The following is a 26,059-nucleotide window of genomic DNA, read 5'->3' on the forward strand; positions in this document are numbered from 1 at the left end:
GGGGACACGCGTGAACGCTGCCAAACTCGGAGGGGCGGTGGCATGCGTGTTACTCATGCTGGTGTCCGCGTGCGCCGTCACGACGCCGAGAGCCGCGACGTCCGAACCCGGGAAGGGCACGGCGAAGCCGGGCCTGGCGGCCACCCCGGGAGCCGCCGGGAACGTGATGACGAGCGCCAACGTGACCCAGGTCGCCCACGTGCCCCGTGCCGCGCCGCTGGCCGGTGACATGGACTGGAACACCGACCTGGCCTTCCAGGGCGACTACGCGTTCGTCGGCAACTTCGGCGGCTTCGCGATCTACGACATCAGCGACCCGACCAAGCCCAAGACGGTCAGCCAGGTGGCCTGCCCGGCCCAGCAGAACGACGTCTCCGTCTACGGCGACCTGCTGATCCTCTCGATCGACGAGCCGCGAAGCGACGAGACCTGCGCGTCCACGACGAAGGAGCGCGCCTGGGAGGGCCTGCGGATCTTCGACATCAGCGACAAGCGGAGCCCCAAGTACGTCGCGGCCGTCGCCACCGACTGCGGCTCGCACACGCACACGATGGTGCCCGACGGCGAGAAGCTCTACGTCTACGTCTCCTCCCCCGGCCCTCAGCCGGACTCGGTGACCTGCCCGCCTCCGCACGAACTCCTGCAGATCGTGGAGATCCCCACCAAGAACCCCGAGGCGGCGAAGGTCGTGGCCAAGCCTCCCCTCGGGGTGGATCGCCCGCAGGAGGGCACCGGCTGTCACGACATCACCGCCTTCCCCGAGAAGCACCTGGCCGCCGCCGCCTGCTTCGGCGACGGCTTCCTGCTCGACATCTCCGACCCGGTCCATCCCAAGGTGCTGCAACAGGTCCGCGACACGGAGAACTTCCAGATCTGGCACTCGGCCACGTTCAACAACGACGCCACCAAGGTCGTCTTCAGCGACGAGCTGGGCGGCGGCTCGGCCCCGACCTGTGACCACAGGACGCCCCCGACCAAGGGCGCCGACGCGATCTACGATCTGGTCGACAACCGGCTGGAACTCCGCGGCTACTTCAAGATCCCGCGCGAACAGCAGGAGAAGGAGAACTGCGTCGCCCACAACGGCTCGCTGATCCCGGTCAAGGGCAAGGACGTCATGGTCCAGTCGTGGTACCAGGGCGGCGTGTCGATCTGGGACTTCACCGACTCCAGCAACCCCAGGGAGATCGGCTACTTCGAGCGCGGGCCGTTCGCGGGCGGCGCGGCGGGGTCGTGGTCGGCGTACTACTACAACGGCTACATCTACTCCAGCGACATGCGCGAGGGCCTGGACGTGATCAGGATCGACGACCCGCTGACCGACCCGGCCAAGCAGGTCAAGATGGACGACTTCAACGTCCAGACCCAGAAGACCTACTGAGGCGCGGTGATCGTCCCAGAGCGCCAGTGGCTGTAGCGGGTCTCCCAGGTGGAGGTCAGCATGTCGCCCTCGATCGGATACCTCCAGACGAGCAGGTACGACACGGGGCGGTCCTGGGGGTCCAGCTCGACCTTCCAGTTCAGGGTCGTCTTCGCCAGCTCCTTCTGCGTCCAGCCGCCGGCGATCTCCATGAGGATGTCCTGCAGGGTCTGCGGAGTCGTCACGGTGTGGAGCGAGCCGGTGTAGACGCGTCCCGATCGGCGCACGGCGGGCGTCAGCGCGACCAGCTCGGTGAGCATCGCGACTGAAGCCATGAGCTCGATGAGCCGGACGTGGGCCACGATCTCGGACGGGTCGCGCTCCTTCGTCTTGCGGCCGTTGATGTAGATGCCGTAGGCGGCGCTCTGGCGGATGACGGCGGCTCTGACCCGCTTGTCGCCGGTGGCGGACGCGAGAACGGACAGGTCGTAGCTCACCGCGTTCGTCGCGGACCCCGCGCCGAGGTCGTAGACGAGCCTCCCCGTGGCGTTGGCGTTGAAGCTGCTCTGCGACAGCCCTCCCTCGTAGGTGAGGTCGGCCATCGGCGTGGCGCCGAGGGCCGTCTGTATCGCCGCCATGAGCGCGCGCGGCTCCGCCGCCGGACCTGAGGGGGACGCGGTCACCGCCGCCGGGCTTCCCGAGGCCGCCGGCGGCGCGCTCGTCGTACCCCCGGCGGCCCTGCGCCACAGCAGCACCCCGCTCGTCGCCGCGGCGGCCAGGACGGCCCCGGCCCCGACCAGCAGGCCCCTGCGCGACACCCGGGGCAGGCCCGCCTCCACGGTGGTCAGGTCCAGCTCGGCCGCCCCGTGTTCGCCGACCAGTTCGAGGAGCACGTCGCGGGCGGTGGGCCGGACGGCGGGGTCCTTGGCCAGGCAGCGCGCGACCAGCCCGCGCAGCGGCGCGCTGAGGTCGCCCAGGTCAGGCTCGGCCTGCAGGATCTGGTAGGCCACCGCGGCGATGCTGTCGCCGCGGAACGGCGGGCGCCCGGAGGCGGCGAAGACCATCGTCGAACCCCACGCGAACATGTCGGTGGGCGCGCCCACCGGCCCGTCGCCGAACTGTTCCGGGGCCATGTACCGCGGTGTGCCGGCCAGCTGGCTGTGGGAGGCGGTGAGCCCCGACAGCCGTGCGATGCCGAAGTCGATGACGCGCGGCCCGTCGGGCGCCATCAGCACGTTGGCAGGCTTGAAATCCCGGTGCACCACGCCGGCCCGGTGGATGGCGGTCAGGGCGGTGGCCGTGCCGATGGCCAGCCGGATCAGCGCGGCGCCGCCCAGCGGGCCGACCGCCGCCAGCGACGGGCCGTCGATGTACTCGCTGACCACGTAGGGCGGGTCGTGGTCGAGGTCGGCGGCGATCACGCGGGCGGTGCAGAACTCGGCGACCTGGCGGGCGGCGGCCAGCTCGCGCTCGAAGGACCGATCGAGGTCGCCCGTCATGACCTTGATGGCCACGCGCTCACCGCCCGGGGTCTCGGCGAGGTAGACCACGCCCTGCCCGCCCTGGCCGAGTCTGCCCACGACGGCGTGCTCCCCTAACCGCCCGGGGTCGCCCGAGCGCAGCGCGCCGACAGCCACGTACGCCTCACAAGATCCGTTTGTGAGGCTAGGTTATATCAGGGGTTCAGGTTGGCCGCAGCGCGCTCGGCGAAGACGCGCATGGCCTTGGCGGTGATCGGGCCTGGGGCGACCGGCAGCTCGGTCTGGTCGACGAGCTTGATCGGCTGGATGTCGCGGGTGGTGGACGTGAGGAACGCCTCCTCGGCCTCGTACAGGGCCGACAGCGGCACGTCGACCTCGTCGCCGCCGCACCACTCCAGGACGAGCGCCCTGGTGACGCCCGCCAGCGGCCCGGCCTCCAGCGTCGGGGTGAGCAGGCGGCCGTCGCGGACGATGAAGATGTTGGAGCCGGTGCCCTCGCACAGGTCGCCCGCGAGGTTGCCGAAGATCGCCTCGCCGCCGCCGCGCGCCTTGGCGTAGGCGAGGGCCTTGGCGTTGTCGCCGTACGAGGTGCTCTTGACGCCCGACAGCGCGCCGCGCTCGTTGCGCGGCCAGGGGACGACGGTGACGTTCGCGGTGGCGGGGAACGGCTTCTGCTCGTCGACGATCACGACGGAGGTGGTGCCCTGGTTCCCGCGGTCGGAGCCGAGGGGGCCCGGGCCGCTGGTGTAGGTGATGCGGATGCGGCCGAGCGCCCAGTCGGGGGCGACCGCCAGGCACTTGGCGACGCCTTCTGCGATGGCGTCGACGTCGGGCTCGGGCAGGTCCATGCGCTGGGCCGACAGCTTGAGCCGGTCGAGGTGGCGGGTGAGCGCGAACGACTCGCCGTTCACGATCTTGATCGTCTCGAACACGCCGTCGCCGACCATCAGCCCGTGGTCGAACACCGAGACGGTGGCCTGCGACGGGTCGATCAGTTCCCCGTTGACCCAGACAGGGATGTTCATGTGTCTCCTCCTGAGGATGCCAGTGCGATGAGTCTGGACGCCTTCAACTCGGTCTCGAGCCACTCCCGCCCGGGGTCGCTCCCCCAGGTGATGCCCGCGCCCGTGCCGAACCGGATCTCACCGGCGGAGATCCAGAACGTGCGGATGCCCACGGCCAGCGCCGCCCTGCGACGGTCGGCGTCAACCCAGCCCACAGCCCCACAGTACGGCCCCCGGGGCACCGGTTCGAGCTCATTGATGATGCGCAGTGCCGACGACTTGGGCGCGCCGGTGACGGAACCGGGCGGAAACGTCGCCGCGAACAGCTCCGGCCAGCCGTTGCCCGGTGCGAGCCTGGCCCGGACCGTCGAGACGAGGTGGACCAGCCCGGGATGCTCCTCGACCGCGCACAGCGACGGCACCTCGACGGATCCGACGGCCGCGACCCTGCCGAGGTCGTTGCGGACCAGGTCCACGATCATGACGTTCTCGGCGTAGTCCTTCTCCAGCAGGTCGTCGGCGGTCACGCCGGTGCCCTTGATCGGCCTGGACTCCACGACGTCGCCGTCGCGCGACAGGTACAGCTCGGGCGAGGCCGACACGACGCTGAGGCCGGGCACGTGGATGACGGCGGCGTGCGGCGCCGGATTGCCCGCCGCGAGCCTGGCGGCCAGCGCGAGGGGGTCGGCGTCGAGCGCCACGGGCGCCGTCAGCACGCGGCACAGGTTCGCCTGGTAGACCTCGCCCTGCTCGATGTAGTCGCGGATGGCCCGCACGCCGCGCTCGTAGGCGTCGCGGTCGAGCGAGCTGCGCCACTGGCCGGGGTGCGGCCCGTACCAGGGGGCGGCCGGACGGGGCAGCGGCGCGGGCCGTACGCGGTCGAAGCGGGCGCACGTCACCTTGCCCTCGTAGTCGACCACCACCGCCCACCAGCCTTCGCCGTCGAGGGCGGCGAGGTCGGTCGTCAGGTCGCGCACCCCCGTGGCGAGGACGTGACCTATGTGGGCGAAACCGTCGTACACGTCTGCCATTCTCCCAGGAGCCGGACGAACTCGAGCGCGGCGGGAAGCGGGCTCTCCGGCAGCGCCGCGTAGACCTTCCGCGCGGGCGCGAGCCCCTGCAGCGGGCGCAGCACCAGATCGGGCGGGACGGCCCGGGCCGCCAGCTCCGGCACCAGCGTCACCCCGAGCCCGGCGGCGACGAACCCGAACTTCCCCGACCATTCGGCCACCCGGAGCCCGCTGCGCGGGGTGAACCCGGCGGTGGCGCAGGCGGTGACGAGCAGCGTCGGCTGGCCGCGCGGAGCCGCCTCGATCCACGTCTCCTCGCGCAGGTCGCGCAGGTCGACGCTGTCCTCGCCGGCCAGCCGGTGCGCGCGGGGCAGCGCGACCAGCAGCCTGTCCTCGCGCAGCGGCAGAACCTGGCCGTCCTCCGCGGGCAGCCCGGCCGGGTAGTCGCTGATCACCGCGACGTCCAGCCTGCCCGCGCGCAGCCGCTCCATCAGCCGGGAGGTGAGCCCCTCGACCAGCCGCAGCTCGACGCGGGGCCGGTGGTGCGCGAACGCCTTCAGCGTGGCTGGAACGAGGTCGACGTTGGCGGTGGCGAACGCGCCCACGCGCAGCGTGCCACCGCTGCCGCCGTGGATGGCGGCCAGTTCCTCGCCCGCTCGCTCGAGCCGGTCGAGCACGGTGACGGCGTGCCGGTGCAGAGCCGCCCCCGCCGGAGTCAGCCGTACCCCTCGGGCGAGCCGCTCGAAGAGCGGCCCACCGGCCGCGCGTTCGAGGGCGGCGACGCGCCGGGAGACGGCCGACTGGGTGTAGCCGAGCAGCTCGGCGGCGGCGGTGAAGGAGCCGCTCCTGGCGACCTCGTCGAAGAGGCGGAGCGCGCCGGTGTCGAAGGCATTCACGTCAGTCATGGCTGGTATGCAATCTAGTCGGTGGTGGAATGCCTCGCATATCGGTTCACTAAGGACATGATTGCTTTTCTCGGACAGGGACGCATGGGCGTCCCGATGGCCCAGCGGCTCATTGAGGCCGAGCACACGACCGGGCACAAGGTCACGACGTGGCGGCGCGGCGGCGTTCCCGTGGCGGAGGCGGTTGACGGGGCGGAGCTCGTCATCACCGTGCTGAGCGACCCGGCGGCGGTGCGCGAGGTGCTGACTGCCGCGCTGCCCGGGCTGCGGCCCGGTGCGACGGTGGTGGAGATGTCCACGATCGGGCCGGAGGCGGTCCGCGAGCTGCGCGCGCTGCTGCCCGCCTCCATCGGCCTGGTGGACGCGCCGGTGCTGGGCAGCGTCGGTCCCGCGGCCGAGGGCACGCTGACCGTACTCGCCGGAGGGGACGTGTCGGGCTGCCGCGACGTGCTGTCGGTGTTCGGCACGGTACGCGAGGTGGGGCCGCTGGGGGCCGGGGCGGCTCTGAAGCTCGCCGTGATGAGCGCGCTCGTGCCCGCGCAGGTGCTGCTCGCCGAGACGTTCGCGTACGGGCAGGAGCACGGCGTCGACCGGGACGCGCTGATCGACGTGCTGTCGGGGACGCCGCTCGGCGGGCTGGCGGAGCGCCTGCGGACGCCGTCCGCGGAGACCCGGTACTCGCTGTCGCTGGCGGCCAAGGACCTGGGGCTGGCCGCCTGGGACGGCGCGTCGCTGGCCACGGCCGCCAGGAAGCGCCTGCAGCAGGCCGAGGCGGCCGGGCTGGGCGGGCGCGACCTGACGGCCATAACCGGGCACGTCTCCGGAGCCCCCGGGCGGCGGACCGTCCCGGTCAACCCCGCGACCGTGCCCGCGACCAACGGTTTCTACTCGCACGCCGTGCGGGTCGGCGACATGCTCTACGTCTCCGGGCAGGCGGCCTTCGACGAGCAGGGGAACCTGGTCGGCGAGGGGTCGATGACGGAGCAGGCCGAGCACGTCTTCCAGTGCCTGTCACGCGTCCTGGCCGACCAGGGGGCGACGTTCGAGGACATCGCCTTCATCCGGACCTACCTCACGGACATGGACCAGCGCTTCGAATACGGACAGGTCCGCAGGAAGTACCTGACGGGCACGCCGCCTGCCAGCACGACCGTGCAGGTGTCGAAGCTGTTCATGCCCGGCCTGCTGCTGGAGGTGGACGTGATCGCCGCCCTCCGCTGACCTCAGGCCAGCGGGCCCGTCACGGACTCGGCGGCGGCCACCACGGCGCCGTCGGCCACCATGCGGACGGCCGCCTCGATCTCCGGCGCCAGGAACCGGTCGGGGCCGGGGCCGGGGATGCTCTCCCTCAGCGCGGCCACCACGGCGGCCGTGGCGGGGGCGGGCCTGAGCGGTGCGCGCAGGTCGAGGGCGCGGGCGGCGGTGAGCACCTCGACGGCCAGCACCCGGGTCAGCCCGTCGACCGACCTGCGCAGCTTGCGGGCGGCCGACCAGCCCATCGAGACGTGGTCCTCCTGCATCGCCGAGCTGGGGATGGAGTCGACGCTCGCGGGGACGGCCAGCCGCTTCATCTCCGAGACGACGGCCGCCTGCGTGTACTGGGCGATCATGTGGCCGGAGTCCACGCCGGGGTCGTCGGCCAGGAAGGCGGGCAGGCCGTGGTTGCGGGCGACGTCCAGGAAGCGGTCGGTGCGGCGCTCGGACATCGAGGCCACGTCGGCGGCGACGATCGCCAGGAAGTCCAGCACGTAGGCGACCGGGGCGCCGTGGAAGTTGCCGTTCGACTCGACCCGGCCGTCGGCGAGGACGGCGGGGTTGTCGACGGCGCTGGCCAGCTCCCAGGTGGCGACGTTGGCGGCGTGCGCGACCGTGTCGCGCGCCGCGCCCGCCACCTGCGGCGCGCAGCGCAGGGAGTAGGCGTCCTGGACGCGGGTGCAGGCGTTGGGGTCACGGTGGCTGGCCATGATCGGCGACTCGGCGAGGATCCGCACCATGTTGGCCGCGGCCAAGGCCTGGCCGGGCTGCGGGCGCAGCGCCTGGAGCTCGGGGGCGAACACCGCGTCGGTGCCGAGCAGCGCCTCCACGCTCATCGCGGCGCTCACGTCGGCGCTCCTGAGCAGCCTGGCCAGGTCGTCGATGGCGAGGATGAGCATGCCGAGCATGCCGTCGGTGCCGTTGATGAGCGCGAGCCCCTCCTTGGCGGCCAGCTCGACGGGCTCGATGCCGGCCTGCTTGAGCGCCTCGGCCGCCGAGGTGAGGTTTCCGGACCTGTCGCGTACGACGCCCTCGCCCATGAGCACCAGCGCGACGTGCGCCAGCGGCGCCAGGTCGCCCGAGCAGCCGAGGCTGCCGAACTCGTGCACGACCGGGGTGATCCCCGCGCTGATCAGCGCGGCGAGTGTCCTGGCGGTGGTCGGCCTGATGCCGGTGTGCCCGGTCGCGAGCGTGTGCAGGCGCAGCAGCATGAGCGCCCGCACGACCTCGGTCTCGACCTCGGGGCCGCTTCCGGCCGCGTGCGAGCGCACCAGCGAGCGCTGGAGCTGCGCGCGCAGCGCCGGGTCGATGTGCCGGGTGGCGAGCGCGCCGAACCCGGTGGACACGCCGTAGGCGGGCACCGGGCTCTCCGCCAGTTCGTCGATCCGCTGACGCGCGGCCGAGATCGCGGCCATCGCGTCGTCGCTGAGCTGGACGGGGGCTCCGTGACGGGCCACCCGGATGACGTCGTCGAAGCTCAACGGCTCCGGGCCGACGTTCACGACTCCGTTGTCGCGCATGATGGGACTCTCTCGCTTAGGTAACCGGCGTATGCGATGTTAGCTCCTTACCGGAGAACAGTGTCGCCAACCCTTCCCTGCCCGCCTCCGTCAGGGTCACCGCACGGGGCACGGCCTCTCTCCGGTACCAGCCGCGCTCGAACAGCACGGTGGTGATCGCGGCTCCGAGCGCGCCGCCGAGGTGGGCGCGGCGCTCGGTCCAGTCCAGGCACTCGGGGGCGAAGCGCCGCCTGGCCGCGCGGGCCGCTTCGACGTCCACGCCCAGGCCGCCGAGCAGCCGCTCCCCCGCTTCGGTGACCTCCTGGCCGTGCAGGTAGCCGCCCTGCCTGAGCTGCTCGAGCAGCGCCACTCCGGCCCGTCCCGCCAGGTGGTCGTAGCAGGTGCGGGCCTCCTCCAGCCGCCGCGCCTGCCGTGACTGCCGCAGCGACCGGACGGGCGGGCGGGTGCTGATCCTCGCCATCACCTCCAGGACCTCGGCGATCTCGTGCCCGGCGAGCCGGTAGTAACGGTGGCGGCCCTGCCGGACGACGTCCACGAGCCGCCCGTCGAGCAGCCTGGCCAGGTGGGCGCTGGCGGTGGCGGCGCTCACGCCCGCCATCCTCGCCAGTTCCCCGGCGGCCAGCGCCCGGCCGTCGAGCAGCGCGGTCAGCATCGCGGCCCTGGCGGGCTCGGCGATCAGCGCCGCGACGGGGGCGATGTCGGCGTCGTGCGCGACGTGTTCCACAGCCATACCTCGACGCTAACCCACGGACACTTCGCCCCCGGACGAACCGTCGCGGGAGTGGTCACGGGCGCCTCGGTCGGGGGCGGGCGCGGGGTTGTCGTGCGGGCGGCATCGTGAAGCGGCGTCGTGGGGTGTCATGCGGGCGGTGTCGTGCGAGGGTCGTGCGGGTGTCGCGGGTATCGCGTGGGTCGGGCGGGGCGTCGGGGGTTGTCGCGTACGCTGGCGGCCTGTCGAGGAGGCTCGGATGGCGGCAGTGAAGGGCGTGGCGCTGGTCACCGGCGCGTCCAGAGGGCTGGGGGCCGTGATCGCGGAGCGGCTGGCCCGCGACGGCTGGGCGGTGGCCGTCAACTACCGGTCCGACGCCGAGGGCGCCCGGCGGCTCACCGAGAGGATCCGTGCGGCCGGCGCGCCGGCCGAGGCGTTCGCGGCGGACGTGACCGACGAGGCGCAGGTGTCGGACCTGGTCGGACGCGTCACCGAGCGGCTGGGGCCGGTCCGGGTGCTGGTGCTGAACGCCACCGGGCCGCAGCCGTCCGTCGCGTTCGAGGACCTCACCTGGGACACGCACCTCGACCAGCTCCGCTTCTTCGTCAAGAGTCCCACGCTGCTCGTGCAGGCCGCCCTGCCCGGGATGAAGGCGGGAGGCGGCGGGCGGGTGATCCAGATCGGGTCCGACATCGTGGACCGGCTGGTGCCCGGCATGTCGGCGTATGCCGCCGCGAAGGCCGCCCAGCTGGGGCTGACCCGCGCGTGGGCCAGGGAGCTCGGCGCGCACGGCGTGACCGTGAACCTCGTCGCCCCCGGCTGGATCCCGGTCGAACGGCACTCCGGCGCGTCCGATGAGGAGCTGGACTCCTACCGTTCGGACGTCCCGCTGGGACGCATGGGCACCCCCGAGGACGTCGCCGCGGCCGTCTCCTACCTCGCCTCCGACGCGGCCGGGTTCGTCACCGGCCAGACGGTCACCGTGAACGGCGGCCATACGCTCGGCGACATCTGACCGGCCCTCCCGATCGGCTCCGGTTTGGGGACTCGGCCAGGATTCGCTAGAGTTCTCTCGTCGCCGCAGCCGCGGCGGCAATGCGGAAGTGGCTCAGTGGTAGAGCATCACCTTGCCAAGGTGAGGGTCGCGGGTTCGAATCCCGTCTTCCGCTCGGAGCTTCGACTCGGTGGAGTGGCCGAGAGGCGAGGCAGCGGCCTGCAAAGCCGTCTACACGGGTTCAAATCCCGTCTCCACCTCCAAGGACGATTAGCTCAGCGGGAGAGCGCTTCCCTGACACGGAAGAGGTCACTGGTTCAATCCCAGTATCGTCCACCACGCGTTGCAGCCCCAGCTCCCGGCTCCTACCGGGCGTCTGGGGCTGCTTCGTCCCCCTGCAGGGGCTGGTCACCCCGGCCCGGAGGAACCTATCGGATGAAAACGCTGGTTCCATTCTCGACGAACGCCTCGTCACCCGGCTCGACGGCCGCGAGGACGTCTCCCGTGCAGTCGATGCCCTCGAAGACGAAGGCGACCTCGTTCGTTCCGTTCAGGACGTTCACCCCGAAGCGGCTGGGGACGTTGACGCAGCCGCTGGGTTCGAAGAACTTCCGCCCGTTGATGAGCAGGACGCCGTCCGCGGCGAAGGCGGAGCCGGGGAGGGTGATGGCGAGTGTCCCGGCCGCCGACAGGGCCGCGAGTGCCATGGTGAGGCGTCGCATGGTGGTTCCTCCTAGACGCTGGGCTGCCGTTCACAACCCGATCAGTCACTCAGAGTAATGAGGCGACCATCTAAAGTCAGCGACGACGTGCGGCGCCCCCGAAACCGGCACGACCGCGCCGATCCGCGCGTTGGACGGTGAGTAGCATTTCCGGGCAGGGGCGGGCCCGAGAGCGGCGAATCCCGACGGGGTCTGGCACCTGGAATATCTGGGAGCGGCACGACGCTTAGGGGAACTGTCAAACTTTCAACAGTCAAGACTGGTGACTAAAGTGCAGTTTGGGATCTTCAGCGTCGGCGACGTGACCATGGACCCGACCACCGGCAGGACTCCGACCGAGCACGAGCGGATCAAGGCGATGGTCAGCATCGCACTCAAGGCGGAGGAAGTCGGGCTGGACGTGTTCGCCACCGGCGAGCACCACAACCCGCCGTTCGTCCCCTCGTCCCCGACGACCATGCTCGGCTACATCGCGGCCAGGACCGAGCGCATCACGCTCTCCACGGCCACCACGCTGATCACGACCAACGACCCGGTCAAGATCGCCGAGGACTTCGCGATGCTCCAGCACCTGGCCGACGGGCGGGTGGACGTCATGCTCGGCAGGGGCAACACCGGCCCGGTCTACCCGTGGTTCGGGCAGGACATCCGCCAGGGGATCCCGCTGGCCATCGAGAACTACGCGCTGCTGCACCGGCTCTGGCGCGAGGACGTCGTCGACTGGGAGGGCCGCTTCCGGTCGCCGCTGCAGGGGTTCACCTCGACGCCGCGCCCGCTCGACGGGGTGCCGCCGTTCGTGTGGCACGGCTCGATCCGCAGCCCGGAGATCGCCGAGCAGGCCGCGTACTACGGCGACGGCTTTTTCGCCAACAACATCTTCTGGCCGAAGGAGCACTTCATCCGGCTGATCAACCTGTATCGGCAGCGTTACGCCCACTACGGCCACGGGACGCCCGAGCAGGCCGTCGTCGGGCTGGGCGGGCAGGTGTTCATGCGCAAGAACTCGCAGGACGCCGTCCGCGAGTTCCGGCCGTACTTCGACAACGCGCCCGTGTACGGGCACGGCCCGTCGCTGGAGGAGTTCACCGAGGAGACGCCGCTCACGGTCGGCAGCCCGCAGCAGGTCATCGACAGGACCCTGCAGTTCCGCGAGCACTTCGGCGACTACCAGCGCCAGCTGTTCCTGATGGACCACGCGGGCCTGCCGCTGAAGACCGTGCTGGAGCAGCTCGACATCCTCGGCGAGGAGGTCGTCCCGGTGCTCCGTGCGGAGTTCGCCAAGAACCGGCCCGCCGAGGTGCCTGACGCGCCGAGCCACGCGTCGCTGCTGGCGGCCCGCACGTCCGAACCGGCCGCCTGACCACCGGGCGGCCCGGACGTCCTGACCCACCGGCCGAAGCGGCCGCCAGGACGCCCGGCGTGAACGACCGGGGGCCGCCCCAAGCCCGGCCCCCGACCGGAAGGAGATCCACCCCATGAAACTCGTCGTCGTCACGGCGGGCCTGACACAGCCGTCCTCGACCCGCCTGCTCGCCGACCGCCTCGCGGAGGCGACCGGGCGGCGGCTCGACGGCGCGGCGGACGTCCGCGTGATCGAGCTGCGCGAACTCGCCGTGGACATCGCCAACAACTTCGTGACCGGGTTCGCGAACGGCAGGTTGCGCGAGGCGATCGAGGCGGTCACGGAGGCCGACGGGCTCATCGCGGTCACGCCGGTGTTCGCCGCGTCCTACAGCGGCCTGTTCAAGTCGTTCTTCGACGTCCTGGACACCACGGCGCTGGTGGGCAAGCCCGTGCTGATCGCCGCCACCGGCGGCACGGCCAGGCACTCGCTCGCGCTGGAGCACGCGCTGCGCCCGCTGTTCGCCTACCTGCGGGCCGTGGTCGCGCCGACCGCGGTGTACGCGGCGTCGGAGGACTGGGGTGGTGGCGGCGACGCCTTCACCGACGGGCTGTCCGAGCGGATCGCGCGCGCGTCGGAGGAACTGGCCGACCTCATGCTGCGCCGGGCCCCGGCCCGCGAGCAGGCGGACGAGGTCGTCCCGTTCGAGGAGCAACTGGCGGCCCTCCGCCCGTGACGGTCCTCCCGAGAGGCCCGGCTTGGCGCTCCGCCCGCGACGGTCCTCCCGAGAAGCCCGGCTTGGCCCTCCGCCCGCGACGGTCCTCGCCGCACGGCCGTGGGGCCGGCATCTCGGGTGGCGACAACGTCTGCGCCACGTGCCCAGGCTGCGGCCGGCCGTCCTGGGAGTCCGCGGCTTCTTTGCCACGGGGGCCTAAATTTCACAACATCCGCCCCATCTGTTGACTCCCGTGAGTATGGTTCGTTAGGAATCTTTCCTAATGAATCCCCCTCACAGGAGAGTCACGTGCTGCAGATCGCTCTCGTCCCCCTCCTCGCCCTGAGCCTCAGCGCTCCGGTCGACCTCACCGACCCGCACAAGAAGGACATCGCGATGCAGCTGGTGTCCAGCGCGGAGAACTCCTCCCTCAACTGGAAGGCCCAGTACGGCTACATCGAGGACATCGACGACGACCGCGGCTACACCGCCGGGATCATCGGCTTCTGCTCGGGCACCGGCGACATGCTGGAGCTCGTCCAGCTCTACACCGACCGCAAGCCCGACAACGTGCTGGCGAAGTACCTGCCCGCGCTGCGCAAGGTCAACGGCAGCGACTCCCACAAGGGCCTCGACCCCAACTTCACCAAGGACTGGAAGACCGCCGCCAAGGACCCCGCCTTCCAGCAGGCTCAGAACGACGAGCGCGACCGCGTCTACTTCACCCCCGCCGTCGACCAGGCCAAGCAGGACGGGCTGCGCGCGCTCGGCCAGTTCGCCTACTACGATGCGATCGTGATGCACGGCCCCGGCACCGACAAGCTCAGCTTCGGCGGCATCAGGAAGAGCGCCCTGGCCAAGGCCAAGCCCCCGGCGCAGGGCGGCGACGAGACGAAGTACCTGAACGCGTTCCTGGACGCCCGCAAGGCCGCGATGAAGGCCGAGGAGGCGCACGAGGACACCAGCCGCGTCGACACCGAGCAGCGGGTCTTCCTCAAGCAGGGCAACTTCGACCTCGACCCGCCGCTGACCTGGAAGGTGTACGGCGACAGCTACACGATCAAGAAGTAACCCCCGGAGCCTTGGCGGGGCCGCCACAGGCGGTTCCGCCTCGGGGTCCGCGAGGACACTCCGCCCAGGCGGGATCGCAGGCCACTGCGCATCGGCGGGGCCGCCGCAGCCGTCCCGCGCGGGGCGGGGCCGCCGCGCCGGTCCACGGCGCCTCGTGCGCGAAGCCGGAGGTGATCACGGTGCACCCGGTCTTATGACGGCCCCAGCCAGGGGCGTCACGGAGCCGGAAGGCGACCGTATGAGCAAGACCGACAGGACCCGGCCCTGGTGGGTGCGGATAGCCGACGCGCCGATGGTGACCTGCCGGCCCGTGCATGATCATCGGTTCGGGCCGTGCACGCTGCCGGACGAGATCACCGCCGGCAGCGCGTCCCTGAGCCACCGCACAAGCGGCTGTTACTGGCGCGGCACCGCCCACTACTGGTTCGACTGCGGCGGCGGTGATGGGGGCCGGGAGTGGTACCACTTCCGACGTGAAGAGCGCCGCCGCAGCCGTCGCCAGGCGCGCCGCGAGCTGCGCGCCTATCACGGCGAAGCCTGAAGGCCCACGCGGTCAGGCGGGCCGGTCCAGGGTGAGGCCGGTGGGCAGGCCCGTCAGCTCGGCCGTGCCTGAGCGGTCGACGGAGACGGTCACGTCCGCGCCCGCCACCCTGAACCCCCGGACGGTCACCGCTCCCAGCGGCGCGCCCGCCAGCGGGCGCAGCGCGACCGTGCCGTTCGGCACGTCGGGGTAGAGCCCCACCGCCACCTGGAGGAGCGTCACCGCGGCGGCGGCCGACCAGGCCTGCGGCCGGCACGCCGCGGGGTAGGGCACCGGCTTGCCGACCGTCTCCCTGCTGTCGCCCCCGTGCAGTTCAGGCAGCCGGTAGTCGAACGCCTCCCCCGCCGCCAGCAGCCCGTGCGCCAGGTCGCCCGCCGGGCCGCCGTGCCCGGCCCCTGCCAGGCCCGCCATGACGATGGCCGTGTCGTGCGACCAGACGGACCCGCAGTGGTACGACAGCGGGCTGAAGGCGCGGTCGTCCGTGGACATGGTCCGCAGCCCGAAGGCTCCGGACATGGCGGGCCCGCCGAGCAGCTCGGCCACCCTGGCCTCCTCCGCCTCGGACAGCAGGCCGGTGCCGAGGAGGTGCCCGATGTTGCTGGTCAGCGAGTCGACGGGACGTTTGTCGCCGTCGAGCGCGAGCGCCGGGTAGCCGCCGTCCACCCAGAAGCGGTCGCGGAAGCGGGTGGCCATGCCCGCGGCGTACTCCAGCCACCGCCCGGCCCCGTCGCGTCCGAACGCCTCCAGCAGCGCGGCGCCCTGCCGGGCGGCGGCGTAGGCGTACCCCTGGACCTCGGCCAGCGCGATCGGCGGCTCCGCCTGCCGCCCGTCGCGGAAGCGGACGGCGTCGCCGGAGTCCTTCCACCCCTGGTTGGCAAGCCCGCGGCCGGAGGTGTCGATGTACTCCAGGAAGCCGTCGCCGTCGGGGTCGGCGTGCTCGCCCAGCCAGCCGAGCGCCGCTTCCAGCGCCGGGAGCAGCGGCTCGATCTCGGACTCCGGCAGCCCCCACCGCCAGGCGTCGTGCAGCAGGCTGATCCAGAGCGGGGTGGCGTCGATCGTCCCGTAGTAGGCGGCGGGCAGGCTCATCCCGTCGCTGGCGAAGTCGTGCCGTCGCAGCTCGTGCATGATCTTCCCGGGCGCCTCCCCCGAGTCGGGGTCGAACCCCTTCCCCTGCCGCTTGGCCAGCACCCGGAGGGTGCTCGCGGCCAGTTCGGTGCCGAGGGGCAGGGCCATCCGGGCGGCCCAGAGGCTGTCGCGTCCGAACAGGGTCAGGAACCAGGGCACCCCGGCCCCGAGGAACGTCTCCTCCGGGTCGCCGGTCTCGGTCAGGCGGAGGGAGCGCAGGTCCTCCAGGGAGCGTTCGGCGAGCCGCACCAGCCGGGCGTCGTCGGCCTCGACCCGCGGCACGCTCCACTCCAGCGGGCGCGCGGGTGCGGCGACCGCGGCGGCGGGGTCGTCCACGACGGCGAGCCATCGCAACGTGACGCGCTCTCCGGGGGCCAGCGCGACCTGCCAGATGAGCCGTCCGCCGTCGTCGGTGCGGTCCGCCGTGGCGGGTGCGCCCGTCGCGTCTGTGCCCGTCACGAGCACGCTGATCGGGTCCGAGCTCCACGCCAGCGCGCCGTCTCCGGCCTTGGACGCCTCGGCGGGCAGGGCGGTGCGCCCGGACTTCACCACCTCGATCGGGGCGAAGTCGCAGCTCACGTCCAGCGTCACGGTGGCCGTGACGGGGACGGTGGCTGTGGAGGCGATCTCCACGCTCTCCGACAGGCGCCCGGGAGTGACCTCGCGGACGCGGTCGATCCGCACCGTGGGGTCGGCGATCCGGTCGCCGAGCCAGCGGGCCAGTGACACGAAGCGGGTGTGCCCGGCGTTCCGCGTCGCGTGGCTGACCGCCTCCGGCTCCCTGCCGTCGATCGTGAGCCTGGCCTGTGACAGCGCCCGCGAGTCCGCGTGGAACAGGCCCTGCACTCCGGCGGGCCTGATCTGGCCGTCCGTGCCGCTGAGCGCGGTCGTCGGTGCCAGCACGGTGCTGACCAGGTCGTGCAGCAGCGGTTGCAGGCGATGCGTGTCGTGGTCGAGCACGAGCGGCCCCCGAATCTTGACAGGCGGAACTTGCACGGTGAATAGTGCCTAACGCTCCGCTTACTTGAACGATCCAATCCTGCCATACTGCGATTTGAACGATCAAACCGATTTAAGAGGATTTGTGGCCGAAAAGGTGACGATCGCCGATGTCGCGCGGCACGCCAGCGTGTCCCGGCAGACGGTCTCGAACGTGCTGAACACCCCTGAGATGGTGCGCGAGGAGACGCGCGATCGGGTGCTGCGGGCGGTCGAGGAACTGGGGTACCGGGTGAACCAGGCCGCGCGCCGGATGCGCACCGGCAGGTCGCGGCTGCTCGCCGTACGGATCGAGTCCACCCAGGACGGTATGAACGTCTTCGACCGGTTCCTGCATGGGCTGACCGAGTCGGCCGCCAGGGCCGGGTACCGGGTCATCCTCTACACCGCCGACGACGACCGGTCCGAGATCGGCACCTTCGACGACCTGCTGGGGGCGTACGAGCCGGACGCGTTCGTGCTGACCAGCACCCACTTCGGCGACGTGCGCACGTCCTGGCTGGCCGAGCGCGGGCTGGCGTTCGTGACCTTCGGCCGCCCCTGGGGCACCCCCGACGGCGGCGCGCACCCCTGGGTGGACGTGGACGGCGCGGCGGGCACCGCCGCCGCCACCCGCCACCTGCTCGACGCCGGCCACCGCCGTATCGGCTTCATCGGCTGGCCCGAGGGCTCCGGTGTCGGTGAGGACCGCCGGGACGGCTGGGCCAGGACCCTGGCAGCGCGGGGCGACCGTCCGGACCCGCTGGAGCGGCGGACCGACGGGTCGGCTGCCAGCGGGGAGAGCGCCGCGCGGGAGCTGATCGCGGCCGGCGCGACCGCGCTCGTCTGCGTCAGCGACTCCGTGGCGCTCGGCGCCCTGCAGGCCGGGGACGTGCCGGTGATCGGCTTCGACGACACGCCCGTGGCGGGCGCCGTCGGGCTGACCAGCCTGAGCCAGCCGCTGGCGGAGGCCGCGGCCCGGTGCGTCGACGTGCTGACGGCGCTTCTCGACTCCGGGCTTCCCAGCTCCGGCGCCTCGCGGACACCGGAGCACGTGCTGCTCGAACCCTCTCTCGTCATCCGGCGCTCAGCGTGAGTCCAGCCTGAGTCCACTCTGAAAGGAAAACCCCCGATGAAACACCTCCCCCTCGCGGCACTGAGCGTCCTGGCCCTCGCCGCCACCGCGTGCGGCAGCGGCTTCGAGGACAAGCCCTCGGCCGCCCCCCAGAGCAGCGGGCCCGTCTCGCTGCGGGTCCTCATCGCCTCCTCCGGCGACTCTGAGACCGCCGTCGTGAAGCAGGCCGCCGAGGCGTGGGCGAAGTCGAGCGGCAACCAGGCCGAGGTCACCCCGGCCCAGGACATCCACCAGCAGCTCGGCCAGGCGTTCGCGGGCGGCACCCCGCCCGACGTCTTCTACGTGGACGCGGCCCGCTTCGCCGACTACGCGAGCGTCGGCGCCCTGGAGCCGTACGCGGACAAGATCTCCAACCCGGACGACTTCTACCCCAGCCTGCGCACCACGTTCACCCGCGACGGCAAGTTCTACTGCGCCCCCAAGGACTTCTCCACGCTGGCGCTGATCGTCAACGACGACCTGTGGAAGAAGGCGGGCGCCGAGATCCCGACCACCTGGGAGCAGCTCACGTCCGCGGCGGAGAAGCTGAAGGCGAAGGGGATCACGCCGCTCGCCCTCGGCGACAACCGCGACAGGATGGGTGCGTTCATGGTCCAGGCCGGCGGCTGGATCACCAGCCCGGACGGCACGAAGGCCACCGCCGACAGCCCGGAGAACCTCCAGGCCCTGGAGTACGTGCAGAAGCTGGTCAAGGAGAAGCTGGCGCAGTCCCCGAAACAGCTGGGCGCCGACTGGTCGGGCGCGGCGTTCGGCGAGGGCAAGGCCGCGATGACGATCGAGGGCAACTGGATCAAGGGCGCGCTCAAGGCCGACCACCCGGACCTCAAGTACTCGGTGCACGAGCTGCCCGCCGGGGCCAAGAAGGGCACGCTGTCGTTCACGAACTGCTGGGGCATCGCGGCCAAGAGCACCAACAAGGCGGCGGCGATCAGCTTCGTCGAGGCGATGACCAAGGCTGACCAGCAGCTGACCTTCGCCAAGGCGTTCGGCGTGATGCCCTCGCGCCAGTCGGCCAAGGACGCCTACGTCAAGGAGTTCCCCGACGACACGGCGTTCGTCAACGGCGCCGACTACGCGCAGGGGCCGGTCAACGCCGCCAAGATGGACAGCGTCCTGTCCGACTTCGACGCGCAGCTCCAGCAGCTCGCCTCGAAGGACCCGAAGGCGATCCTGGCCAGGCTGCAGAAGAACACGCAGTCGGCCCTGGGCGAATAATGCGCCCGATGACGCGCCCGCGCCGGCGTCGCGGCGGCCACGCCGCCACGCCGCGACGCGGTGGGGAGAGCCTGGCGGGCTGGCTGTTCGTGGCGCCCGTGGTGGTGATCCTCGGCCTGTTCCTGCTGCTGCCGATCCTGATGGCGATGTGGGTCAGCCTGACGTCGTGGAACGGGCAGGGCAGCCCGTTCAAGAGCGGCGTGCCGTTCGCCGGGCTCGACAACTACAGCCGCCTGTTCACCCGCGACGACCTGGCGCGGGAGAACTTCATGATCAGCATCAGGAACAACTTCTACTACGTGGCGCTGGTCGTCCCGTTGCAGACGGTGCTCGCGCTGGGGCTGGCGCTGGTGGTGAACAGCCGGCTGCTGAAGGGCAAGTCGTTCTTCAGGACCGCGTTCTACTTCCCGTCGGTCACCAGCTCGGTGGCGATCAGCGTGGTGTTCCTGTTCATCTTCAGCAACTCGGGCGCGGTCAACCAGCTGCTCGCGATGTTCGGCGTCCAGGGGCCAGAGTGGTTCTCCGACCCGCGCGGGATCGTCCACGTGCTGCTCGGGATCGACGACCCGCCGGCGGCGCTGGCAGGTGACGGGCCGTTCGGCCTGTCGTGGTGGGAGTGGCTGTCGGGGCCGAGCGTGGCGATGTGCGCGATCATCGCGCTGGTCGTCTGGACCACCTCCGGCACGTTCATGCTGATGTTCCTCGCGGCGCTGCAGGACATTCCGGTGGCGCTGGAGGAGGCCGCGACGCTGGACGGGGCGCGGCGGTGGCAGCGTTTCAGGTACGTGACGCTGCCGATGCTCAGGCCGACGATGTTCCTCGTGCTGACGCTGGGCCTGATCGGGTCGTGGCAGGTGTTCGACCAGATCTACGTGATGAGCCAGGGCAATCCCGCCAAGACCACGCTCACCCCGGCGTTCCTGTCGTACCGGACGGCGTTTCGCGACTTCGACTACGGCGCGGGGACGGCGATCTCGTTCGTCCTGTTCCTCATCATCGTGCTGCTGACGCTCTTCCAGCGCTGGGTCCTGCGGGAAAGGAGGGCCTGACATGCGCAGACTCGCCAGCGCGTGCACCGGGTACGCGATTCTGATCTTCTTCGCCCTGGTGTTCGTCTACCCGTTCGTCATCCAGGTCGCGAACGCGTTCAAGACCGATCCGGACGCCGCCGCCAACCCGCTCTCCCCCATCCCGCATCCGGCGACGCTGGCGGGGTTCGAGCGGGTCTTCCTCGACACGGGGTTGCCGCTCTGGGTGGGCAACTCGCTGCTGATGACGGTCGTGGTGACGCTCGGGCGGGTGTTCCTGGACTCGCTGGCCGGGTACGCCCTGGCCAGGCTCCGCTTCCGCGGGCGCAGGACGCTGTTCGCCGCGGTCGTCGCGGTGCTGGCGGTGCCGGGTGTGGTGCTGTTCATCCCGAAGTTCCTGGTGCTGAACCAGCTCGGCATGTACGACAGCTACCTGGCGCTGATGCTGCCGCTGATCGCGGACGCGGCCGGGGTGTTCATCATGAAGCAGTTCTTCGAGTCGATCCCGGTCGCGGTGGAGGAGGCGGCGCGGATCGACGGCGCGGGCCCGTTCCGCACGTTCTGGTCGGTGGTGCTGCCGATGGCCAGGCCGGCGCTGATCACGCTGACGATCCTGTCGTTCCAGGGGTCGTGGAACGAGTTCCCGCACACGCTGGTGGCGGTGCAGGATCCGAGCCTGTTCACGCTCCCCCGCGGCCTGGCGGACCTGGTCAGCGGGTCGCTGGGCGGAGGCACCCAGTACCCGCTGAAGCTCGGCGCGGCCCTGCTCGCGACCATCCCGGTCGCGGTCATCTTCGTCGTCTTCCAGCGCTTCTTCATCCGCGGCGCCACCGAGGGCGGCGAGAAGGGCTGATCGCCGCTGGTCACACCTCGACCAGCTGCACGTCCATGAGGTCGGCCACCGCGCGCAGCTCGGCGGCGCGGTGGCCGGTGCCCAGGGCCCAGTGATGGGAGATGCCGGTGGCGCTCCAGGCGTCGGTCCACTCACCGGGGTCGCGCCCGAAGTCCACCCGGGACGTGGTGTTGCCGATCTTGAGGTGCGGCCCCGGCACGGTCACGCCCTCCGACACGACGAAGCCGAAGCGGCCGTCGCGCCGCTGGAGCAGCCCGAACGCCGTGACGGGGCCGTGCGTGACGTCGAACTCGACCGACACGCCCCAGCCGCGCTTGCCGTGGAAGACGCCGAGGCCGCGCAGCAGCGGCCTGCGCGAGCTGATGGCCAGGTGGGCGGGGCCGTCGTGGCCCATCTCGACGTGGCCGCGCAGGAAGTCCAGCGCCTGGAGCTCGGTGAAGGAGCCGCCGCCGCCGAGCCTGTCCATGATCATCATGGCCAGCGAGGTGCGCAGCTCGTACTCCCCCGCTGCCGGGACGCCCCGCGCGGTGAGCAGCGACGAGCCGAGGATCATGCCCGCGCCCAGCCGCTCGTGGATCTCGCCGTCCAGGCCCCGGTGGTAGTAGGCGAGGCTGTCGAGCTGGAAGTCGGCCACCAGCCGGTCCAGCCCGGCCGAGACCCGCGCGGCCCAGGCGAGGTCCTCGGCGACGACGGTGTCGGCCAGGTCGAACACCTCGCGCGCCAGCTCCGTCCGCTCCTTGACCTCGGTGTCGGTGACGTCCTCCACCCGGACGCGCAGGTCGTCGAACTCCAGCACCTCGACGTGCCCGCCGAAGTTGACCGGCACCAGCGTCAGGTCGGTGGAGACGTCGAGCATGCCCGGGTAGAGGTGTCCCATCAGGCCGTGCCGCCCCCTGCGCAGCGCGGCGCGTACGCCTGCCGCCTTCACCCACCTCTCGATGCGGGTCCAGGCGCGCTCGTCCTCCAGGTAGCCCGACACGGACCTGAACGGGATCCCGGCCCTGATGAAGGTGTTGGCCATCTCCGGCAGCGGGCAGGCGCCGCAGTAGGCGAGCCACTGGCCGGTGTCGAACGTGTCGTGGTCCATCGACTCCGACGGCTGCAGGTTGATCAGCAGCACCGGGGCGCCGGTGCGCTGGGCGACCGGGAGCAGCATGGTCGCGGTCATGTAGGTGGTGAGGAAGCCGACGATCAGGTCGCATCCGGCCTCGCGCAGCCGCTCCGCCGCCGCCGCGCCCTCCTGGGCGTCGGAGACGAAGCCCGCGTCCACCACCTCGCAGCCGAGGGCGCGCATCCGTTCGCTCACCCGCGCCGAGGAGCGCTGGAGCTGCGGCAGCAGGTCGGGGAACTGCGGCCAGTACGCGCCCAGCCCGCCCGCGACGAGCCCGACCCTGGTGCGTGGCGTGGTGATCCGTTCGAGCGTCATCGAAACTCCTTGAGCGTCGGATCCCCGCCGTCAGGGCGGGGCAACACGGTGGTCCAGCCCGGGAAGCGGGGCGGCGCCGCCCGCCGGGTGCCGAGAGGCGGTGGCGGGAGGCGGTTGGGGGTGGCGGGAGGCGGTGGCGGGTCAGCGCAGGAAGGCGGCGGCCACCCCGGCGTCCACCGGGACGTGCAGGCCGGTGGTCAGCGACAGGTCGCCGCCCGTCAGCGCGAACACCGCGGCGGCCACGTGCTCCGGCAGCACCTCCCGCTTGAGCAGGGTGCGCTGCGCGTAGAAGGCGCCGAGCCGCTCCTCCTCCACTCCGTACACGGCCGCGCGGTTCGCGCCCCAGCCGGAGGCGAAGATCCCCGAGCCGCGGACCACGCCGTCGGGGTTGACGCCGTTCACGCGGATGCCGTGCTCGCCCAGTTCGGCCGCGAGCAGCCGCACCTGGTGGGCCTGGTCGGCCTTGGCCGCGCCGTAGGCGACGTTGTTCGGCCCGGCGAACACCGCGTTCTTCGAGGAGATGTACACGATGTCACCCCCCATTGCCTGATTTATCAGGACTCGGGCGGCTTCGCGGGAAACGAGGAACGAGCCCCTGGCCATCACGTCGTGCTGGAGGTTCCAGTCGTCCAGCGTGGTCTCCAGGAGTGTGCGCGACAGCGACAGCCCGGCGTTGTTCACCACCAGGTCGACGCCGCCGAACGCGAGCACCGCCTGCCGCACCGCCTCGGCCACCTGCTCCTCGGACGTCACGTCCACCCGCACCACCGCGGCCACGTCGGACGTCCGGTGCGCGGCCGAGGCGATCTCGGCGGCGACCTTCTCGGCGGAGGCGAGATCGCGGTCGGCGAGCACCACGCAGGCGCCCTCGGCGGCCAGCCGCCGGGCGGTCGCCGCGCCGATGCCCGAGCCGGCTCCCGTCACCAGCGCCACGCGCCCGGCCAGCGGCCTGGGGGCTGGCAGGCGGCGCAGCTTGGCCTCCTCCAGCTCCCAGTACTCGATGCGGAACTTCTCCGCCTCGTCGATCGGCTGGTAGCCGGACAGGGCCTCGGCCCCGCGCATCACGTTGATCGCGTTGACGTAGAACTCGCCGGCGATCCTGGCGGTCTGCTTGTCCTTGCCGAAGCTGAACATGCCGACCCCGGGCACCAGCACGACGGCCGGGTCCGCGCCGCGCATCGCGGGTGAGCCGTCCGTGGCGTGGCGCCGGTAGTAGGCGGCGTAGTCCTCGCGGTAGCGGGCGTGCAGCTCGCGCAGCCGCACCAGGACGTCGTCGAGCGGCGCGTCCGGCGGCAGGTCGACGACGAGCGGCGCGACCTTGGTGCGCAGGAAGTGGTCGGGGCAGGAGGTGCCGAGCGCGGCCAGGCGGGGGTGCTCGGCGCGGGCCAGGAAGTCGAGCACCTCGGGCGTGCCGGTGTAGTGGCCGACCTGGCGGGCGTCCGTGCTCGCCAGCCCCCTGATCACGGGGAACAGCGCGGCGGCGCGCAGGCGGCGCTCGCCCTCGGGCAGCGGCTCGTGGACGACCAGCCCGAACGGCTCGGGACGCCCGTGCTCGGCGATGTGCCGCTCGGCCGTCCGGATGATCTCCAGGGAGTTGGCCTCGCACTCCGCGCTGGTCGCGCCCCAGGCGGTGATGCCGTGGCCGCCCAGGACGCAGCCGATGGCCTGCGGGTTGCCCGCCTTGACCGCGGCGATGTCCAGGCCCAGCTGGAAGCCGGGACGCCGCCACGGCACCCAGACGACCCGGTCGCCGAAGATCTGCTCGGTGAGCGCGGGCCCGTCGGCGGCCGTGGCCAGCGCGATGCCCGAGTCGGGGTGCAGGTGGTCCACGTGGGGGGCGTCGAGCAGGGCGTGCATGGCGGTGTCGATGGACGGCGCGGCGCCGCCCTTGCCGTGCAGGCAGTAGTCGAACGCGGCGACCATCTCGTCCTCGCGCTCCACGCCCGGGTAGACCTCGGCCAGCGCCCTGACCCGGTCCAGCCGCAGCACGGCCAGGCCGGCGGCGGTGAGCGTGCCGAGGTCGCCGCCCGACCCCTTCACCCACATCAGCTCGACGCCCCCGCCCGTCACCGGGTCGGGCGCGGTGGCCTTGGCGGAGGCGTTGCCGCCCGCGTAGTTGGTGTTGCGCGGGTCCGCGCCGAGGGCGTGCGCCCGTCCGAGCAGGTCCCTCACGGCGTCGCTGTCGTGCATCAGGCCCCCCAGCCTGCCTGGGCGCCGCCCACACGGTCGGCGACGATCTTCTCGGAGTATCCGGACCGGGCGTAGGCGGCCATCGGGTCGGGCGCGAGGCCCATCTCCTGCCGCAGCTCCGCGAGCAGCGGCCGGACGTCGGTGTTGTAGGCGTCCATGAGGACGGCGTTCGCGCCGAGCACGTCCCCGGCCCGCTGGGCGGCGGCCAGCGCGTCGCGGTCCACGAGCAGCGCCTTGGCGGTGGCCTCCTGGACGTTCATCACCGAGCGGATCTGGCCGGGGATCTTGGGCTCGATGTTGTGGCACTGGTCGAGCATGAACGCGGTCTCGTCGGTGAACCCGCCGCCGCCGATGACCTCGAACATGATCCGGAAGAGCTGGAACGGGTCGGCGGCGCCCACCATGAGGTCGTCGTCGGCGTAGAAGCGCGAGTTGAAGTCGAACCCGCCGAGCTTGCCCTCCCGCAGCAGGAACGCCACGATGAACTCGATGTTCGTGCCGGGCGCGTGGTGGCCGGTGTCGACGACGACCTGCGCCTTAGGGCCCAGCTTCAGGCAGTGGGCGTAGGCGGTTCCCCAGTCGGGCAGGTCCGTCATGTAGAAGGCGGGCTCGAACAGCTTGTACTCCAGCAGGAACCGCTGGCCGTCGCCGAGCCGCTCGTACACGCTCGCCAGGGCTTCGGCGAGGCGGTCCTGGCGGGCGCGCAGGTCGTCCTGGCCGGGGTAGTTGGTGCCGTCGGAGAACCACAGCTTGAGGGTGTCGGACCCGGTCTGGTCCATGATGTCCACGCACTCCAGCAGGTGGCCGAGCGCCTTGCGGCGGACGGCCGGGTCCGGATGGGTGACGCTGCCGAGCTTGTAGTCGTCGTCCTGGAACACGTTGCTGTTGATCGCCCCGATGCCCACGCCGAGCTCGGCCGCGTGCCTGGCCAGGTCCTCGTAGGAGTCGACCCGGTCCCACGGGATGTGCAGCGCGACGGTCGGCGCGACGCCGGTGTACCGGTGCACCTGGGCGGCGTCGGCCAGTTTCTCGTAGGGGTCGCGGGGCACGCCCTGCTGGGCGAACACCTTGAACCTGGTGCCGGAGTTCCCGTACGCCCAGGACGGCGTCTCGATGCGCTGCCGGCGCAGCAAATCCTTGATCATTTATCCCCGATCCCATCCAGATGGAAGACTTCGGCCAGCCGGACCAGCCCCTCGTCGGGCCGTCCCTGCTCGAAGAACTCCGCCATCTCCGCCTGCCAGCGCCCGTTCACGTCGGTGGCGGCCATGGCCGCCTGCGCCGCCTCGAAGTCGTCGGTCTCCAGGTAGCCGACGAGCAATCCGTCGGCGGCGAGGAAGAGCGAGTAGTCGCGCCACCCCGCCTTCTGGAGGGCGTCGAGCATCTCGGGCCACACGTTCCGGTGGCGCTCCCGGTACTCCTCCATCCGTTCCGGCCGTACTTTCAGCACGAAACACACCCGTTCCACAAGAACCTCTCTG

Annotated in this window: 23 protein-coding genes and 3 tRNA genes; 14 read left to right on the forward strand and 12 right to left on the reverse strand. The window is 71.6% G+C overall.

Annotated features, from left to right (window positions below; genetic code table 11):
- Window positions 1–10 precede the first annotated feature (10 nt).
- Entirely contained in the window at window positions 11–1,381 is a 1,371-nt protein-coding gene (locus tag ABT294_RS35275) for an LVIVD repeat-containing protein (RefSeq protein WP_350810661.1), read from the forward strand.
- Here the strand turns inward: ABT294_RS35275 and ABT294_RS35280 are convergent.
- From ABT294_RS35280 to ABT294_RS35295, 4 genes are read right to left on the reverse strand one after another with little or no spacing between them, the layout of a single operon-like run.
- Window positions 1,375–2,997, reverse strand: coding sequence for a serine/threonine-protein kinase (locus ABT294_RS35280; protein WP_350810662.1), 1,623 nt, complete (start codon window positions 2,995–2,997; stop codon window positions 1,375–1,377). The two genes, ABT294_RS35275 and ABT294_RS35280, sit on opposite strands and share 7 nt — an antisense overlap.
- Window positions 2,998–3,035: 38 nt before the next feature.
- On the reverse strand, window positions 3,036–3,866 hold the full coding sequence (locus ABT294_RS35285; protein ID WP_350810663.1) for an aminotransferase class IV: 831 nt from the start codon (window positions 3,864–3,866) through the stop codon (window positions 3,036–3,038).
- On the reverse strand, window positions 3,863–4,876 hold the full coding sequence (locus ABT294_RS35290; RefSeq protein ID WP_350810664.1) for a chorismate-binding protein: 1,014 nt from the start codon (window positions 4,874–4,876) through the stop codon (window positions 3,863–3,865). Before ABT294_RS35290 ends, ABT294_RS35285 begins: the two co-directional genes overlap by 4 nt.
- On the reverse strand, window positions 4,843–5,760 hold the full coding sequence (locus ABT294_RS35295; RefSeq protein WP_350810665.1) for a LysR family transcriptional regulator: 918 nt from the start codon (window positions 5,758–5,760) through the stop codon (window positions 4,843–4,845). Before ABT294_RS35295 ends, ABT294_RS35290 begins: the two co-directional genes overlap by 34 nt.
- A 57-nt stretch (window positions 5,761–5,817) precedes the next feature.
- On the opposite strand from ABT294_RS35295, the gene ABT294_RS35300 reads away from it, so the two are divergent.
- Window positions 5,818–6,981: a Rid family hydrolase gene (locus ABT294_RS35300; protein WP_350810667.1), complete on the forward strand. Its 1,164-nt coding sequence runs from the start codon at window positions 5,818–5,820 to the stop codon at window positions 6,979–6,981.
- 2 nt (window positions 6,982–6,983) lie between these two features.
- On the opposite strand, the gene hutH is transcribed toward ABT294_RS35300, so the two are convergent.
- A complete protein-coding gene (hutH, locus tag ABT294_RS35305; RefSeq protein WP_350810668.1) occupies window positions 6,984–8,534 on the reverse strand; it encodes a histidine ammonia-lyase in 1,551 nt (516 codons plus the stop codon).
- Window positions 8,535–8,550: 16 nt separating this feature from the next.
- Window positions 8,551–9,264 carry an ArsR/SmtB family transcription factor gene (locus ABT294_RS35310; RefSeq protein WP_350810669.1) on the reverse strand — a complete coding sequence of 238 codons (714 nt, stop codon included), beginning with the start codon at window positions 9,262–9,264 and terminating at the stop codon, window positions 8,551–8,553.
- A 238-nt stretch (window positions 9,265–9,502) separates the two neighbouring features.
- Here ABT294_RS35310 and ABT294_RS35315 point away from each other — a divergent pair, with 238 nt between their 5' ends.
- The 4 genes from ABT294_RS35315 to ABT294_RS35330 all read left to right on the forward strand — a co-directional run bounded on the left by ABT294_RS35315 (window position 9,503) and on the right by ABT294_RS35330 (window position 10,576).
- Window positions 9,503–10,258, forward strand: a complete 756-nt coding sequence (locus ABT294_RS35315) for an SDR family oxidoreductase (RefSeq protein WP_350810670.1) — start codon at window positions 9,503–9,505, stop codon at window positions 10,256–10,258.
- Between the two features lie 82 nt (window positions 10,259–10,340).
- A tRNA-Gly gene (locus tag ABT294_RS35320) sits at window positions 10,341–10,412 on the forward strand.
- Between the two features lie 14 nt (window positions 10,413–10,426).
- Window positions 10,427–10,500: transfer RNA gene (locus ABT294_RS35325), tRNA-Cys, on the forward strand.
- Between the two features lies 1 nt (window position 10,501).
- Window positions 10,502–10,576 (forward strand) — tRNA-Val (locus ABT294_RS35330).
- A gap of 89 nt (window positions 10,577–10,665) precedes the next feature.
- On the opposite strand, the gene ABT294_RS35335 is transcribed toward ABT294_RS35330, so the two are convergent.
- Window positions 10,666–10,959, reverse strand: coding sequence for a hypothetical protein (locus ABT294_RS35335; RefSeq protein ID WP_350810671.1), 294 nt, complete (start codon window positions 10,957–10,959; stop codon window positions 10,666–10,668).
- A gap of 271 nt (window positions 10,960–11,230) precedes the next feature.
- Between ABT294_RS35335 and ABT294_RS35340 the strand changes: the two genes are divergently transcribed.
- The 4 genes from ABT294_RS35340 to ABT294_RS35355 all read left to right on the forward strand — a co-directional run bounded on the left by ABT294_RS35340 (window position 11,231) and on the right by ABT294_RS35355 (window position 14,628).
- The gene (locus ABT294_RS35340) at window positions 11,231–12,319 is read left to right on the forward strand and encodes an LLM class flavin-dependent oxidoreductase (RefSeq protein ID WP_350810672.1); all 1,089 of its coding nucleotides are present in this window, start codon (window positions 11,231–11,233) and stop codon (window positions 12,317–12,319) included.
- 115 nt (window positions 12,320–12,434) lie between these two features.
- The gene (locus ABT294_RS35345) at window positions 12,435–13,037 is read left to right on the forward strand and encodes an FMN reductase (RefSeq protein ID WP_350810673.1); all 603 of its coding nucleotides are present in this window, start codon (window positions 12,435–12,437) and stop codon (window positions 13,035–13,037) included.
- A gap of 288 nt (window positions 13,038–13,325) precedes the next feature.
- Window positions 13,326–14,087, forward strand: a complete 762-nt coding sequence (locus ABT294_RS35350) for a chitosanase (RefSeq protein ID WP_350810674.1) — start codon at window positions 13,326–13,328, stop codon at window positions 14,085–14,087.
- A gap of 238 nt (window positions 14,088–14,325) precedes the next feature.
- Window positions 14,326–14,628 (forward strand): hypothetical protein, encoded by a 303-nt coding sequence (locus ABT294_RS35355; protein WP_350810675.1) that lies wholly within the window; start codon window positions 14,326–14,328, stop codon window positions 14,626–14,628.
- A 12-nt stretch (window positions 14,629–14,640) separates the two neighbouring features.
- Here ABT294_RS35355 and ABT294_RS35360 read toward each other — a convergent pair whose 3' ends face one another.
- Window positions 14,641–16,749, reverse strand: a complete 2,109-nt coding sequence (locus ABT294_RS35360; RefSeq protein ID WP_350810676.1) for an amylo-alpha-1,6-glucosidase — start codon at window positions 16,747–16,749, stop codon at window positions 14,641–14,643.
- 88 nt (window positions 16,750–16,837) lie between these two features.
- Between ABT294_RS35360 and ABT294_RS35365 the strand changes: the two genes are divergently transcribed.
- The 4 genes from ABT294_RS35365 to ABT294_RS35380 are packed head-to-tail and all read left to right on the forward strand — an operon-like array spanning window position 16,838 to window position 20,962.
- On the forward strand, window positions 16,838–17,827 hold the full coding sequence (locus ABT294_RS35365; protein WP_350810677.1) for a LacI family DNA-binding transcriptional regulator: 990 nt from the start codon (window positions 16,838–16,840) through the stop codon (window positions 17,825–17,827).
- A 36-nt stretch (window positions 17,828–17,863) separates the two neighbouring features.
- Window positions 17,864–19,081: a sugar ABC transporter substrate-binding protein gene (locus tag ABT294_RS35370; RefSeq protein WP_350810678.1), complete on the forward strand. Its 1,218-nt coding sequence runs from the start codon at window positions 17,864–17,866 to the stop codon at window positions 19,079–19,081.
- Between the two features lie 8 nt (window positions 19,082–19,089).
- Window positions 19,090–20,130 (forward strand): carbohydrate ABC transporter permease, encoded by a 1,041-nt coding sequence (locus ABT294_RS35375; protein WP_350810679.1) that lies wholly within the window; start codon window positions 19,090–19,092, stop codon window positions 20,128–20,130.
- A 1-nt stretch (window position 20,131) separates the two neighbouring features.
- Entirely contained in the window at window positions 20,132–20,962 is an 831-nt protein-coding gene (locus ABT294_RS35380) for a carbohydrate ABC transporter permease (RefSeq protein WP_350810680.1), read from the forward strand.
- 10 nt (window positions 20,963–20,972) lie between these two features.
- Here ABT294_RS35380 and ABT294_RS35385 read toward each other — a convergent pair whose 3' ends face one another.
- The 4 genes from ABT294_RS35385 to ABT294_RS35400 form a co-directional block, all read right to left on the reverse strand.
- Window positions 20,973–22,388, reverse strand: coding sequence for an L-fucose/L-arabinose isomerase family protein (locus ABT294_RS35385; RefSeq protein WP_350810681.1), 1,416 nt, complete (start codon window positions 22,386–22,388; stop codon window positions 20,973–20,975).
- A 141-nt stretch (window positions 22,389–22,529) separates the two neighbouring features.
- Window positions 22,530–24,578 (reverse strand): bifunctional aldolase/short-chain dehydrogenase, encoded by a 2,049-nt coding sequence (locus ABT294_RS35390; protein ID WP_350810682.1) that lies wholly within the window; start codon window positions 24,576–24,578, stop codon window positions 22,530–22,532.
- Window positions 24,578–25,723, reverse strand: a complete 1,146-nt coding sequence (rhaI, locus tag ABT294_RS35395; protein WP_350810683.1) for an L-rhamnose isomerase — start codon at window positions 25,721–25,723, stop codon at window positions 24,578–24,580. Before rhaI ends, ABT294_RS35390 begins: the two co-directional genes overlap by 1 nt.
- Window positions 25,720–26,046, reverse strand: coding sequence for an L-rhamnose mutarotase (locus tag ABT294_RS35400; RefSeq protein WP_350810684.1), 327 nt, complete (start codon window positions 26,044–26,046; stop codon window positions 25,720–25,722). Before ABT294_RS35400 ends, rhaI begins: the two co-directional genes overlap by 4 nt.
- Window positions 26,047–26,059 lie beyond the last annotated feature (13 nt).

Source organism: Nonomuraea sp. NPDC000554 (assembly GCF_040300065.1).
Lineage (GTDB): Bacteria > Actinomycetota > Actinomycetes > Streptosporangiales > Streptosporangiaceae > Nonomuraea.